Raw genomic sequence first — 15,083 nt, forward strand, 5'->3', positions numbered from 1 at the left:
ATCGACGGCGATTCCGGCCAACGCCACGGGGACACTTGACCCGACGCGCGGTGTGCGGTAGACACGTGCGCCCATCTGCGGTAGGATAAATCTTTGCGTTCTCCCTTTTAACAGCTGTTAACCGGTGGTGCCTTCATATAGCGGTGGGCTCTCGGGACGGTCACGCGGTCAACCATGAGGTTCTGCGGGCCAAGGCCCCGTCGGGGGAGGGTGCGGACAATCCTGAAGGTCTGTGGAAGGATCCCTCTTGGTCGCCTCGAGCACCTCTGAAACCCAAACCGCTACCACCGACGGTGCAAACCGCCGGCTCTCATTCGCCAAGATTCACGAACCGCTGGATGTTCCGAATCTCCTCGCCCTCCAGACCGAGAGCTTTGACTGGCTCGTCGGCAACGAGCGCTGGCAGGCCCGCGTGGCCGAGGCCCAGGCGAAGGGCGACGACAGCGTAGCGACGACGTCCGGCCTCTCGGACATCTTCGAGGAGATCTCCCCGATCGAGGACTTCCAGGGCACCATGTCCCTGAGCTTCTCGGACCCGGAGTTCGCCGATCCGAAGTTCACCATGGCGGAGTGCAAGGACCGCGACGCCACCTACTCGGCCCCGCTGTACGTCAAGGCCGAGTTCATGAACAACAACACGGGCGAGATCAAGCAGCAGACCGTGTTCATGGGCGACTTCCCGCTCATGACCGACAAGGGCACGTTCGTTGTCAACGGCACCGAGCGCGTCGTCGTCTCGCAGCTCGTCCGCTCCCCGGGCGCGTACTTCGAGCGCACCGCGGACAAGACGAGCGACAAGGACATCTTCACCGCGAAGATCATCCCCTCGCGCGGCGCCTGGTTCGAGCTCGAAATCGACAAGCGCGACCAGGTCGGCGTCCGCCTCGACCGCAAGCGCAAGCAGTCCGTGACCGTGCTGCTCAAGGCGCTCGGCTGGACCGAGGGCCAGATCCTCGAGGAGTTCGGCGAGTACGACTCGATCCGCGCCACCCTCGAGAAGGACACCACGGAGACCCGCGAGGACGCCCTCCTCGACATCTACCGCAAGCTCCGTCCGGGCGAGCCGCCGACGGTGGACGCCGCGCAGTCCCTCCTGGACAACCTTTACTTCAATGTCAAGCGCTACGACCTGGCGAAGGTCGGCCGCTACAAGATCAACCGCAAGCTCGGCATCGACCGCCCGCTCTCGGACCCGACGGCGTCCATCCTCCACATCGAGGACATCGTCGCCATGATCAAGTTCCTCGTGGCGCTCCACGCCGGCGAGAAGTCGATCAAGGGCACCCGCGACGGCGAGGAGATCGACGTCCGCGTCGAGGTCGACGACATCGACCACTTCGGCAACCGCCGCATCCGCGCGGTGGGCGAGCTCATCGAGAACCAGGTCCGCACCGGCCTGTCCCGCATGGAGCGCGTGGTCCGCGAGCGCATGACCACCCAGGACGTCGAGGCCATCACGCCGCAGACCCTGATCAACATCCGCCCGGTCGTCGCTGCGATCAAGGAGTTCTTCGGGACCTCGCAGCTCTCGCAGTTCATGGACCAGAACAACCCGCTCTCGGGCCTGACCCACAAGCGCCGCCTCTCGGCGCTCGGCCCCGGCGGCCTGTCCCGCGACCGCGCGGGCATGGAGGTCCGCGACGTGCACCCGTCGCACTACGGCCGCATGTGCCCCATCGAGACCCCTGAAGGCCCGAACATCGGCCTCATCGGCTCGCTCGCCTCCTACGGCCGCATCAACCCGTTCGGCTTCATCGAGACCCCGTACCGCAAGGTGTCCAACGGGATCGTCTCCGACCAGGTCGACTACCTCACGGCTGACGACGAGGCCGAGGTGCAGATCGCCCAGGCGAACTCGCCGCTGAACGAGGACGGCTCCTTCGCCGAGGAGATGGTCCTGGTCCGGCAGCGCGGCGGCGGCGGCGAGCCCACGCTCGTCCCGGCCGACGAGGTCGAGTACATGGACGTCTCCCCGCGCCAGATGGTCTCGGTCGCGACGGCCCTCATCCCGTTCCTCGAGCACGACGACGCCAACCGCGCCCTCATGGGTGCGAACATGCAGCGCCAGGCCGTGCCGCTCGTCCGCTCCGAGGCGCCGTTCGTCGGCACCGGCATGGAGCGCTCGGCCGCGGTGGACGCGGGCGACGTCGTCGTGGCCAAGAAGGCGGGCGTCGTCACCGAGGTCTCCGCGGACCTCGTGGTGATGCTCAACGACGATGGCACGGAGACGAACTACCGCATCGGCAAGTTCTCCCGCTCCAACCAGGGCAACTGCTACAACCACCGTGTTCTCGTGAACGAGGGGGACCGCCTCGAGCTCGGCGGCATCATCGCCGACGGGCCGGCCACCGACCAGGGCGAGCTCGCCCTCGGCCGGAACCTCCTCGTCGCGTTCATGTCGTGGGAGGGCCACAACTTCGAGGACGCGATCATCCTCAGCCAGCGGATCGTGGCCGAGGACGTCCTGTCCTCGATCCACATCGAGGAGCACGAGATCGATGCCCGCGACACCAAGCTGGGTGCCGAGGAGATCACGCGCGACATCCCGAACGTGTCCGAGGAGGTGCTTGCCCAGCTCGACGAGCGCGGCATCATCCACATCGGCGCCGAGGTCGAGGCCGGCGACATCCTGGTCGGCAAGGTCACCCCGAAGGGCGAGACCGAGCTGACCCCGGAGGAGCGCCTGCTGCGCGCGATCTTCGGCGAGAAGTCCCGCGAGGTGCGCGACACGTCCCTGAAGGTCCCCCACGGCGAGTCCGGCACGGTCATCGGCGTGCGCGTGTTCGACCGCGACAACGACGACGAGCTGCCCCCGGGCGTCAACCAGCTCGTGCGCGTCTACGTGGCCGCCAAGCGCAAGATCACCGACGGCGACAAGCTCGCCGGCCGCCACGGCAACAAGGGCGTCATCTCCAAGATCCTGCCGGTCGAGGACATGCCGTTCCTCGCCGACGGGACCCCGGTCGACGTCGTCCTGAACCCGCTCGGCGTCCCCGGCCGCATGAACGTCGGCCAGGTCCTCGAGCTGCACCTGGGCTGGATCGCCAAGACCGGCTGGAAGGTCGAGGGCGAGCCGGACTGGATCAAGAACCTGCCGAACATGCCGCGCGAGACGGGCCCGAACCAGAACCTGGCCACCCCCGTGTTCGACGGCGCCCGCGAGGAGGAGATCTCGGGCCTGCTCGACTCCACCAATGTCACGCGTGACGGCCAGCGGCTGATCGGCGCCTCCGGCAAGGCCCAACTGTTCGACGGCCGCTCCGGCGAGCCGTTCCCGGACCCGGTCTCGGTCGGCTACATGTACATCCTGAAGCTGCACCACCTCGTGGACGACAAGATCCACGCCCGTTCCACTGGTCCGTACTCGATGATCACCCAGCAGCCGCTCGGTGGTAAGGCGCAGTTCGGCGGCCAGCGCTTCGGCGAGATGGAGGTGTGGGCCCTCGAGGCCTACGGTGCGGCGTACACGCTCCAGGAGCTCCTGACGATCAAGTCGGATGACATCCACGGCCGCGTGAAGGTCTACGAGGCGATCGTCAAGGGCGAGAACATCCCCGAGCCGGGCGTCCCTGAGTCCTTCAAGGTCCTCATCAAGGAAATGCAGTCGCTGTGCTTGAACGTGGAGGTCCTCTCCGCCGACGGCCAGACGATCGAGATGCGCGACGCCGATGATGCAGTCTTCACTGCCGCGGAGGAACTGGGCATCGACCTCTCCCGCGACGAGCCCAGCTCCGTCGAAGAGGTCTGACCCTCCACCGCCACCGGCAGCCAAGACTTTCCAGACACGAGAGATAAGGGACCACATTGTCCAACGAATCCTCCTTCGGCCTCATGCAGATCGGCCTGGCGACCGCGGATGACATCCGCACCTGGTCGCACGGCGAAGTGAAGAAGCCGGAAACCATCAACTACCGCACCCTCAAGCCCGAGAAGGACGGACTCTTCTGCGAGAAGATCTTCGGCCCGTCCCGGGACTGGGAGTGCTACTGCGGCAAGTACAAGCGCGTCCGGTTCAAGGGCATCATCTGCGAGCGCTGCGGCGTCGAGGTCACCCGCGCCAAGGTCCGCCGCGAGCGCATGGGCCACATCGAGCTCGCCGCGCCCGTCACGCACATCTGGTACTTCAAGGGCGTGCCGTCGCGCCTCGGCTACCTGCTCGATCTGGCACCGAAGGACCTTGAGAAGGTCATCTACTTCGCGGCCTACATGATCACCCGGGTCGACGAGGAGCGCCGCCACGAGCAGCTGCCCAACCTCCAGGCCGAGCACGACCTCGAGCGCAAGCGCCTCGTCGACAACCGCGACTCCGACATTGCCGCTGTCGCCCGCGACCTCGAGGAGGAGCTCGGCAAGCTCGAGGCCGAGGGTGCCAAGGCCGCGGACAAGAAGAAGGCCCGCGACCTCGCCGACAAGACGATGGCGACGATCCGCAAGCGTGCGGACGCCGACATCGAGCGCCTCGAGGCCGTGTGGGACCGCTTCAAGAACCTCAAGGTCGCCGACCTCGAGGGCGACGAGGCTCTCTACCGCGAGCTCCGTGACCGCTACGGGATGTACTTCGAGGGCTCGATGGGCGCCGAGGCGATCCAGAAGCGCCTCCAGTCCTTCGATCTGGAGGCCGAGGCCGAGTCGCTCCGCGACATCATCCAGTACGGCAAGGGCCAGCGGAAGACCCGTGCGCTCAAGCGCCTCAAGGTCGTCAACGCGTTCCTCACCACGGAGAACAAGCCGACCGGCATGGTCCTGGACGCCGTCCCGGTGATCCCGCCGGAGCTGCGCCCGATGGTCCAGCTCGACGGTGGCCGCTTCGCGACCTCCGACCTGAACGACCTGTACCGCCGTGTGATCAACCGCAACAACCGCCTCAAGCGCCTGCTTGACCTCGGTGCGCCGGAGATCATCGTCAACAACGAGAAGCGCATGCTGCAGGAGGCTGTGGACTCGCTGTTCGACAACGGCCGCCGCGGCCGTCCGGTGACGGGTCCGGGCAACCGCCCGCTCAAGTCGCTCTCCGACATGCTCAAGGGCAAGCAGGGCCGGTTCCGCCAGAACCTGCTCGGCAAGCGCGTCGACTACTCGGGCCGTTCGGTCATCGTCGTCGGCCCGCAGCTGAAGCTGCACCAGTGCGGCCTGCCGAAGCAGATGGCGCTCGAGCTGTTCAAGCCGTTCGTCATGAAGCGGCTCGTGGACCTCAACCACGCGCAGAACATCAAGAGCGCCAAGCGCATGGTGGAGCGGTACCGCCCGCAGGTCTGGGACGTGCTCGAGGAGATCATCACCGAGCACCCGGTGCTGCTCAACCGTGCACCTACCCTGCACCGCCTCGGCATCCAGGCGTTCGAGCCGCAGCTCGTGGAAGGCAAGGCCATCCAGCTGCACCCGCTCGTCTGCGCGGCGTTCAACGCCGACTTCGACGGCGACCAGATGGCTGTGCACCTGCCGCTGAGCCCCGAGGCCCAGGCCGAGGCGCGCATCCTGATGCTCTCCTCGAACAACATCCTCAAGCCGTCGGACGGCCGTCCGGTCACCCTGCCCTCGCAGGACATGATCATCGGCCTGTACCACCTCACCACCAAGCGTGAGGGTGCCGTCGGCGAGGGCCGCGTGTTCTCCTCGGTCGCCGAGGCGATCATGGCGCACGATGCGCGCGAGCTGCACCTCAACGCGCAGGTCAAGATCCGGCTTGAGGGCTTCGTGCCCTCGGCAGACCGCCCCGCCCCCGAGGGCTGGGAGCCCGGCGCGCCGGCGCTCGTGGACACCTCGCTGGGCCAGGTCGTGTTCAACCAGACCCTGCCCGAGGACTACCCCTGGGTCGAGTCGGTGGCGGACAAGGGCCAGCTCTCCAAGATCGTCAACGACCTCGCGGAGCGCTACCCGAAGGTCGTCGTGGCGCAGACCCTCGACAACCTCAAGGACGCCGGCTTCCACTGGGCCACGCGTTCGGGCGTCACGGTCGCGATCTCCGACATCGCCGTCCCCGAGGCCAAGCCGGAGATCCTGGCCGGCTACGAGGACCGCGCGGCGAAGATCCAGAGCCAGTACGACCGTGGTCTCATCGACGACGAGGAGCGCCGCTCCGAGCTCATCGAGATCTGGGACAAGGCGACCACCGAGATCGCGTCGGTCATGCGCGAGTCCATGCCGAAGATGAACACCATCAACCGCATGGTCTCCTCCGGCGCCCGAGGCAACTGGATGCAGGTCCGCCAGATCGCCGGTATCCGCGGCCTCGTGGCGAACCCGAAGGGCGAGATCATCCCGCGCCCGATCAAGTCCTCGTACCGCGAGGGCCTGTCGGTGCTCGAGTACTTCATCGCCACGCACGGCGCCCGCAAGGGCCTGGCGGACACGGCTCTCCGTACCGCCAACTCGGGGTACCTGACGCGTCGTCTCGTCGACGTCTCGCAGGACGTGATCGTGCGCGAGGAGGACTGCGGCACCGAGCGCGGCCTGATGGTCACGATCGCGGTCGCGGACCACAACGGCGAGCTCACGCGCGAGGAGAACGTCGAGAACACGGCGTACACCCGCACGCTCGCGGTGGACGTCACGGACTCCGAGGGCACCGTCCTCGCCGAGGCCGGAGCCGACCTGGGCGATGTGCTGATCAACCAGCTCATCAACGCCGGCATCACGGAGATCCGGGTCCGCTCGGTCCTCACGTGCGAGTCCGCGGTGGGCACCTGCGCGAAGTGCTACGGCCGCTCGCTGGCCTCCGGCAAGCTCGTGGACATCGGCGAGGCCGTCGGCATCATCGCCGCCCAGTCCATCGGCGAGCCCGGCACCCAGCTCACCATGCGTACGTTCCACACCGGTGGCGCCGTGTCGGCCGGCGGTGGCGAGGACATCACGCAGGGTCTGCCCCGTATCCAGGAGCTCTTCGAGGCCCGCACCCCGAAGGGTGTGGCCCCGATCTCCGAGGCTGCCGGCCGCGTGGCGATCGAGGACACCGAGAAGCAGCTGCGCATCGTCCTCACTCCGGACGACGGCACCGAGGAGATCGCCTACCCGGTCTCCCGCCGTGCACGTCTCCTGGTCGAGGACGGCGACCGCGTCACCGTCGGGCAGAAGCTCGTCAACGGCCCGGTCGACCCCAAGCAGGTCCTGCGCATCCAGGGCCCGCGCGAGGCGCAGAAGTTCCTCGTCGACGAGGTCCAGGGCGTGTACCGCAGCCAGGGCATCGGCATCCACGACAAGCACGTGGAGGTCATCGTCCGCCAGATGCTGCGCCGCGTCACGGTCATCGAGTCCGGCGACACGGACCTGCTGCCGGGCGAGCTCGCGGAGGGCCGTCGCTACCGCGACGAGAACCGCCGCGTGGTCTCCGAGGGCAAGCGTCCGGCCTCCGGCCGTCCCGAGCTCATGGGCATCACCAAGGCGTCGCTCGCCACGGAGTCCTGGCTCTCGGCCGCGTCCTTCCAGGAGACCACCCGCGTGCTCACGCAGGCGGCCATGGAGGGCAAGAGCGACCCGCTGCTGGGCCTCAAGGAGAACGTCATCATCGGCAAGCTCATCCCGGCCGGTACGGGTCTTCCCCGCTACACGGACATCACGGTCGAGCCCACCGAGGAGGCCAAGGCGACGCTCTTCACCGGTCCGAGCGCGTTCAGCGATTTCGCCTACGATCCGCTGAACGGCGACGGGGTCCAGGAGTTCCACGCGATCCCGCTGGACGACTACGACCTCGGCGGCGACTACCGCTGATCCGTAGCACGGCACAGACCGGACGGCCGGCACCCCTCGCGGGTGCCGGCCGTCCGGCATCCCCCCGTCCCTCCTCCGCCGAAGTCACCCCGTGGGGCCGCGACGTCACCCCGTAGGGCCGCGAAGTCACGCCGTGGGGCCGCGACGTCACCCCGGGGGAGCGTGACGTCACCCCGTGGACCGCGACGTCACCTCCGCGACGGACGACGCCGGCACTCGCCGTGGCTGCCGACCCGCTCGGTGCGGCGGGCGTCACCGCGGAAGGCGACCGGGCGTCGTCGTGCATCGCGACGGGCGGACCGGGGGCCCCGACCTCGCGCGTCCACGGGGTGACCTCGGCGGACCGGAGGCGGCTGCCGGGGGAGGGCGATTCGGTCCAGCCGCTGGCCCGTGATAGGCTTTCTTCGATTGTTTCTGTGTGGCAGTGGATGAAGGCCGTCGGGAAAGTCCCTTGGGGCTCAGCGGCGACGGGGCCTGTTTCCGGGTTGCGGGGTTGGTGCGCAACGGATGCCACACTTTTGCACGCCTACGGTCGGTTGCCGCGGAAGTGCGAAGCAACCGACAGCGTCCACCGAATCCCTCCATCACGGGGCGACGTGGGCGGAAGTTCAACGACGTACGCAAGTACAAAGACGGAGCGATAGTGCCTACTATTCAGCAGCTGGTCCGGAAGGGCCGCACGCCGAAGGTCTCCAAGACCAAGGCCCCTGCCCTCAAGGGCAGCCCCATGCGTCGTGGCGTGTGCACCCGTGTGTACACCACGACCCCGAAGAAGCCGAACTCCGCGCTCCGCAAGGTCGCGCGCGTCCGCCTCAACGGCGGCGTCGAGGTCACGGCGTACATCCCCGGCGTCGGCCACAACCTCCAGGAGCACTCGATCGTGCTCGTGCGCGGCGGCCGCGTGAAGGACCTTCCCGGTGTCCGCTACAAGATCGTCCGCGGTGCCCTCGACACCCAGGGTGTCAAGAACCGCCAGCAGGCCCGCAGCCGCTACGGCGCCAAGAAGGAGAAGAAGTAATGCCTCGTAAGGGCCCTGCCCCGAAGCGTCCTCTCGTCGTCGACCCGGTCTACGGTTCGCCGCTCGTGACGCAGCTCATCAACAAGGTCCTCGTGGACGGCAAGAAGTCCACCGCCGAGCGCATCGTCTACGGTGCCCTTGAGGGCGCCCGCCAGAAGACGGGCAACGACCCCGTCGCTGCGCTGAAGAAGGCCATGGACAACGTCCGCCCGACCCTCGAGGTCCGCTCCCGCCGCGTCGGCGGCGCGACCTACCAGGTTCCGGTCGAGGTCAAGCCCGGCCGCGCCACCGCGCTGGCCCTCCGCTGGCTCGTCGGCTACTCGAAGGCCCGCCGCGAGAAGACGATGACCGAGCGTCTCCAGAACGAGATCCTCGACGCCTCGAACGGCCTCGGTGCCGCTGTGAAGCGCCGCGAGGACACGCACAAGATGGCCGAGTCCAACAAGGCCTTCGCCCACTACCGCTGGTAATGCCAGGGTTCGCCGCCGGCCCCACGAGGGCCGGCGGCGAACGTGCAGCCATTTAGGACAAACAGGGAGACACCGTGGCACTCGACGTGCTTACCGACCTCAGCAGGGTCCGCAACATCGGCATCATGGCGCACATCGATGCCGGCAAGACCACCACGACCGAGCGCATTCTCTTCTACACGGGCATGACGCACAAGATCGGCGAGACGCACGACGGCGCCTCGACGACCGACTGGATGGAGCAGGAGAAGGAGCGCGGCATCACCATCACGTCTGCCGCCGTGTCCTGCTTCTGGAACAACAACCAGATCAACATCATCGATACGCCCGGCCACGTGGACTTCACGGTCGAGGTCGAGCGCTCCCTGCGCGTGCTCGATGGCGCCGTCGCCGTCTTCGACGGCAAGGAGGGTGTCGAGCCGCAGTCCGAGACGGTGTGGCGCCAGGCTGACAAGTACGACGTCCCGCGCATCTGCTTCGTCAACAAGATGGACAAGCTCGGCGCCGACTTCTACTTCACGGTCGACACCATCGTGAAGCGCCTCGGTGCCAAGCCGCTCGTCATGCAGCTGCCCATCGGCTCCGAGAGCGAGTTCATCGGCGTCGTCGACCTGCTCACCATGAAGGCCCTCGTCTGGCCTGGCGACGCCAAGGGCGACGTGACCATGGGTGCCTCCTACGAGACCCGCGAGATCCCCGCGGACCTGCAGGAGAAGGCCGAGCAGTACCGCCACGAGCTCGTCGAGGCCGTCGCCGAGGCGTCCGAGGAGCTCATGGAGAAGTACCTCGAGGGCGAGGAGCTCACCCTCGAGGAGCTCAAGGCCGGCATCCGCAAGCTCACGGTCAACTCGGAGATCTACCCCGTGTTCTGTGGCTCCGCGTTCAAGAACCGCGGCGTCCAGCCGATGCTCGACGCGGTCATCGACTACCTCCCGTCCCCGCTCGACGTGCCCGCCATGATCGGCCACGACCCGAAGGACGAGACGGTCGAGATGACCCGCAAGCCGAGCGAGGACGAGCCGTTCTCCGCTCTGGCGTTCAAGATCGCGGCGCACCCGTTCTTCGGCCAGCTCAACTTCATCCGCGTGTACTCGGGCAAGGCGACCTCGGGCATGCAGGTGCTGAACTCGACGAAGGGCAAGAAGGAGCGCCTCGGCAAGCTCTTCCAGATGCACGCCAACAAGGAGAACCCCGTCGAGGAGCTCCACGCTGGCCACATCTACGCGGTGATCGGCCTCAAGGACACCACGACCGGCGACACGCTGTGCGACATGGCGAACCCGATCGTCCTCGAGTCGATGACCTTCCCCGAGCCCGTGATCTTCGTGGCCATCGAGCCGAAGACCAAGGGCGACCAGGAGAAGCTCTCCACCGCCATCCAGAAGCTCTCCGCTGAGGACCCGACGTTCACCGTCTCCCTCAACGAGGAGACCGGCCAGACCGAGATCGGCGGCATGGGCGAGCTCCACCTGGACATCCTGGTGGACCGCATGCGCCGCGAGTTCAAGGTCGAGGCCAACGTGGGCAAGCCGCAGGTGGCCTACCGCGAGACCATCAAGAAGAAGGTCGAGAAGGTCGACTACACGCACAAGAAGCAGACTGGCGGTTCCGGCCAGTTCGCGAAGGTGCAGGTCACGTTCGAGCCGCTCGACACGGCCGAGGGCACGTTCTACGAGTTCGTGAACGCCGTCACCGGCGGTCGCGTCCCGCGCGAGTACATCCCGAGCGTGGACGCGGGCATCCAGGACGCCATGCAGTTCGGCATCCTGGCGGGCTACCCGATGGTGGGCGTGAAGGCGTCGCTCACCGACGGTGCCTACCACGACGTCGACTCCTCGGAGATGGCGTTCAAGATCGCCGGTTCGCAGGTGTTCAAGGAGGGCGCACGCCGCGCCAACCCGGTGCTCCTCGAGCCGCTCATGGCCGTCGAGGTCCGTACGCCCGAGGAGTACATGGGCGACGTCATCGGCGACCTGAACTCCCGCCGTGGCCAGATCCAGGCCATGGAGGACGCTGTCGGCGTCAAGGTCATCCGCGCCCTCGTGCCGCTGTCCGAGATGTTCGGCTACATCGGCGACCTTCGCTCGAAGACCCAGGGACGTGCTGTCTACTCCATGCAGTTCGACAGCTACTCCGAGGTCCCGAAGGCCGTCGCCGACGAGATCATCCAGAAGTCGCGCGGCGAGTAGTTCACCGATCGCGGCTCGCCGCCGCCGGCACCGGTCCTCAGGGGCTGGGACGCACGACGGCGGCGGGTCGCCCTCCGCGCGGGAGCCGACTTCCGCGTGATTTCACGAAAAAACACAGCCCACAGTAGACTTGCACAAGTTTCAGTTGCGACAGTCGCGGCTGGAAGCAGTCTTCTGAATCCAGTTCTAGGAGGAACAAGTGGCGAAGGCAAAGTTCGAGCGGACTAAGCCGCACGTCAACATCGGCACCATCGGCCACGTTGACCACGGCAAGACGACGCTGACTGCTGCCATCTCGAAGGTGCTTGCCGACAAGTACCCCGACCTCAACGAGAAGCGCGACTTCGCGCAGATCGACTCCGCTCCTGAGGAGCGCCAGCGCGGCATCACCATCAACATCTCCCACATCGAGTACCAGACGGAGAAGCGCCACTACGCTCACGTCGATGCTCCGGGCCACGCTGACTACATCAAGAACATGATCACGGGTGCGGCGCAGATGGACGGCGCCATCCTCGTGGTTGCGGCGACTGATGGTCCGATGGCTCAGACCCGCGAGCACGTTCTGCTCGCCCGCCAGGTCGGCGTGCCGTACCTGCTGGTCGCGCTGAACAAGGCCGACATGGTCGACGACGAGGAGCTCCTCGATCTCGTCGAGATGGAGGTCCGTGAGCTCCTGTCCTCGCAGGGCTTCGACGGCGACAACGCTCCGGTCATCCGCGTCTCGGGCCTCAAGGCCCTCGAGGGTGACCCGAAGTGGGTCAAGTCGGTTGAGGACCTCATGGAGGCCGTCGACGAGAACATCCCGGACCCGGTCCGTGACCGCGACAAGCCGTTCCTCATGCCGATCGAGGACGTCTTCACGATCACCGGCCGTGGCACGGTCGTGACCGGCCGCGCCGAGCGTGGCACCCTCGCCCTCAACTCCGAGGTCGAGATCGTCGGTATCCGTCCGGTCCAGAAGACCACGGTCACCGGTATCGAGATGTTCCACAAGCAGCTCGACGAGGCGTGGGCCGGCGAGAACTGTGGCCTCCTGCTCCGCGGCATCAAGCGCGAGGACGTCGAGCGTGGCCAGGTCGTCGTGAAGCCGGGTTCGATCACCCCGCACACCGACTTCGAGGCGAACGTCTACATCCTCTCGAAGGACGAGGGCGGCCGTCACAACCCGTTCTACTCGAACTACCGCCCGCAGTTCTACTTCCGTACCACGGACGTGACCGGCGTCATCACCCTCCCCGAGGGCACCGAGATGGTCATGCCCGGCGACAACACTGAGATGACCGTCCAGCTCATCCAGCCCATCGCCATGGAAGAGGGCCTCGGCTTCGCCATCCGCGAGGGTGGCCGCACCGTTGGCTCGGGCCGCGTGACCAAGATCATCAAGTAGTTCCTCGCGGAACTGCTGGCCTGAGGGCCGGATCTGGAAGGACCCCGTCGCACCTAGTGCGGCGGGGTCCTTCTGTCTCTGTCGGCGGTCGGGCGCCAGCGGCCCGCCGGTCAGGCGCTGACCGCCGGCCTGTGCCGGGCGCGGGCGAGCCGCCGCAGCCAGTAGTAGGAGGCCTTCGGCGTCCGCTCGAGCGTGGCGAAGTCCGTGTGCACGAGCCCGAACCGCTGCGTGTAGCCCGCCGCCCACTCGAAGTTGTCCATGAGCGTCCACACGTACCACCCACGCAGGTCGACGCCCTCGGCGGGGCCACCCGGCTCCACGGCGGCGAGCGCCGCCTCGAGGTGCGAGGCCAGGTAGGCGATCCGCTCGTCGTCGTACACCATCCCGTCTGCCTGGGCGGGCTCGGGGAAGCTCGCCCCGCTCTCGGTGATGTAGATCGGGGGAAGGGCGTCGCCGTAGCGCTTCTTGAGCTCGGACAGGACCACCCCGCAGTACTTGGGGGAGATGGGCCAGCCGAAGCCCGTGCTCGCGTACTCGGGGAAGTCCGCGAGGTGGAACGGCACCTTCGTCATGGCCTTCGTGGGCTTCACGCCCTCCGGCGTGGGCCCCGGCCCGGAGCGGATCCGAGCGGGGTAGTAGTAGTTGACACCGTAGAAGTCGAGCGGCTGGTGGATCGTGGCGAGGTCCTCCGGGCGCGGGTCGCGCAGCGCGTGGAAGAACCGGCGCGCGAGGAAGGGCGGCTTGGGGTAGCGCCCCAGGAGGATCGGGTCCGCGTAGAGGCGGTTGACCATGAGGTCGACGACGCGGGCATGGATCCAGTCGAGCGGATGGACGCCCGCCGGGTGCACGGGGGCGTGCATGTTCGTCACCCCGATCGAGCCCCGGGCGCCCGAGGCACGGAGGGCCTGCACGGACAGGCCGTGGGCCAGGAGCTGGTGGTGCACGGCGGGCATGGCCTCGAACAGGAGCTGCTTGCCCGGGGCGTGGATGCCCACCGCGTAGCCGTTCAGGGTGACCGACACCGGCTCGTTGAGGGTCACCCAGCGGTCCACACGGTCGCCGAAGCGGCGGCCGGCCTCAGCGGCGAAGGCAGCGCACCGTTCGGCGGTCTCGCGGCTCAGCCACCCGCCGTCGTGCTCGAGGGGGAGCGGCGTGTCCCAGTGGTACAGCGTGGCCATGGGGGAGAGGCCGCAGGCGAGCATGTCGTCGATGAGCCGGTCGTAGAAGTCCCAGCCCTTCTCATTCCACGCCCCCCGGCCGTCCGGCTGCACGCGCGGCCAGGCGATCGAGAAGCGGTAGGAGTCCACCCCGAGGTCCGTGAGCAGCGCCAGGTCCTCATGGCTGCGGTGGTAGTGGTCGCACGCCACGGCGGGGGAGTCCCCGTGCGCGATCATCCCCGGGCGCGCGGCGAACTCGTCCCACCCCGAGGGGCCGCGGCCGTCCTCGTCGAGTGCCCCCTCGATCTGGAATGCCGCCGTCGCCACCCCGAGCGTGAAGCCGTCCGGGATGCGGCCGGCCAAGGCCTCCACGGCCGAGGCGGCGGGACTGACAGGAGTTGTGGGACCATGGTCGGGGCCCGGAGCCGGTGACTGGTCCGCGGGGAGCATGGGACTATGATCCTCAGCACAGTCCCCGAGGGCAATGGGGCGCCGTCCGCCGGTCTTCGAGGGCCCGATTGGCGCATGGCGCAGATGTCTGGCAGACTAGATGAGTTGTTCAAGCGCTCCTTCGTGTCCCGATCCGGATAATGCCGGGTGCAGGGTCCAGGCTGGAGCCCAAATATGACCCACCTTCGCGAAAGAGGCTAGGGGACCGTGTGCGCCAGCGGCGCGACACGCCCGACCGCGGGGGTCGGAGAGGCCGGCTGTCTGAGGAACCCGGGATACCGGATTCAGGCAGTGCTGCCGGTGGTGGTCGTGACCTTGAATGCTTCGGCAGCCACAGCCAACAGAACAGTGCAGTGCTAAGACGACGAAAGCGAGTCAGGCGATATGGCGGGACAGAAGATCCGCATCCGGCTGAAGTCGTATGACCACGAGGTCATCGATACTTCGGCTCGGAAGATCGTTGAGACGGTCACGCGCGCAGGCGCAACGGTGGTGGGCCCCGTCCCGCTCCCCACGGAGAAGAACGTGTACTGCGTCATCCGCTCTCCGCACAAGTACAAGGACAGCCGCGAGCACTTTGAGATGCGCACGCACAAGCGGCTGATCGACATCATCGACCCGACGCCCAAGGCTGTCGACTCGCTCATGCGTCTCGACCTGCCGGCCGACGTCAACATCGAAATCAAGCTCTAAGAGGGAGGTGCT

Annotated in this window: 8 protein-coding genes; 7 read left to right on the plus strand and 1 reads right to left on the minus strand. The window is 67.2% G+C overall.

Features of this window, described 5'->3' with window-relative positions; genetic code table 11:
• Nucleotides 1–247: 247 nt before the first annotated feature.
• From rpoB to tuf, 6 genes are all read left to right on the plus strand, one after another.
• A complete protein-coding gene (gene rpoB, locus J2W21_RS11355; RefSeq protein ID WP_307114622.1) occupies nucleotides 248–3,748 on the plus strand; it encodes a DNA-directed RNA polymerase subunit beta in 3,501 nt (1,166 codons plus the stop codon).
• A 56-nt stretch (nucleotides 3,749–3,804) separates the two neighbouring features.
• On the plus strand, nucleotides 3,805–7,704 hold the full coding sequence (locus tag J2W21_RS11360) for a DNA-directed RNA polymerase subunit beta' (RefSeq protein WP_307114623.1): 3,900 nt from the start codon (nucleotides 3,805–3,807) through the stop codon (nucleotides 7,702–7,704).
• A gap of 643 nt (nucleotides 7,705–8,347) precedes the next feature.
• Nucleotides 8,348–8,722, plus strand: coding sequence for a 30S ribosomal protein S12 (rpsL, locus tag J2W21_RS11365; protein WP_043119407.1), 375 nt, complete (start codon nucleotides 8,348–8,350; stop codon nucleotides 8,720–8,722).
• On the plus strand, nucleotides 8,722–9,192 hold the full coding sequence (rpsG, locus tag J2W21_RS11370; protein ID WP_066499554.1) for a 30S ribosomal protein S7: 471 nt from the start codon (nucleotides 8,722–8,724) through the stop codon (nucleotides 9,190–9,192). Before rpsL ends, rpsG begins: the two co-directional genes overlap by 1 nt.
• Before the next feature lie 74 nt (nucleotides 9,193–9,266).
• Nucleotides 9,267–11,381 carry an elongation factor G gene (gene fusA, locus J2W21_RS11375; RefSeq protein WP_307114624.1) on the plus strand — a complete coding sequence of 705 codons (2,115 nt, stop codon included), beginning with the start codon at nucleotides 9,267–9,269 and terminating at the stop codon, nucleotides 11,379–11,381.
• 199 nt (nucleotides 11,382–11,580) lie between these two features.
• Nucleotides 11,581–12,771, plus strand: coding sequence for an elongation factor Tu (gene tuf / locus J2W21_RS11380; protein ID WP_066499550.1), 1,191 nt, complete (start codon nucleotides 11,581–11,583; stop codon nucleotides 12,769–12,771).
• 110 nt (nucleotides 12,772–12,881) lie between these two features.
• Here tuf and J2W21_RS11385 read toward each other — a convergent pair whose 3' ends face one another.
• On the minus strand, nucleotides 12,882–14,300 hold the full coding sequence (locus tag J2W21_RS11385) for a GH1 family beta-glucosidase (RefSeq protein WP_307114625.1): 1,419 nt from the start codon (nucleotides 14,298–14,300) through the stop codon (nucleotides 12,882–12,884).
• Between the two features lie 462 nt (nucleotides 14,301–14,762).
• Here J2W21_RS11385 and rpsJ point away from each other — a divergent pair, with 462 nt between their 5' ends.
• Nucleotides 14,763–15,071 carry a 30S ribosomal protein S10 gene (gene rpsJ / locus J2W21_RS11390; protein WP_043119398.1) on the plus strand — a complete coding sequence of 103 codons (309 nt, stop codon included), beginning with the start codon at nucleotides 14,763–14,765 and terminating at the stop codon, nucleotides 15,069–15,071.
• Nucleotides 15,072–15,083 lie beyond the last annotated feature (12 nt).

The organism is Sinomonas atrocyanea, from assembly GCF_030811715.1.
GTDB classification, from domain to species: Bacteria; Actinomycetota; Actinomycetes; order Actinomycetales; family Micrococcaceae; genus Sinomonas; species Sinomonas atrocyanea_A.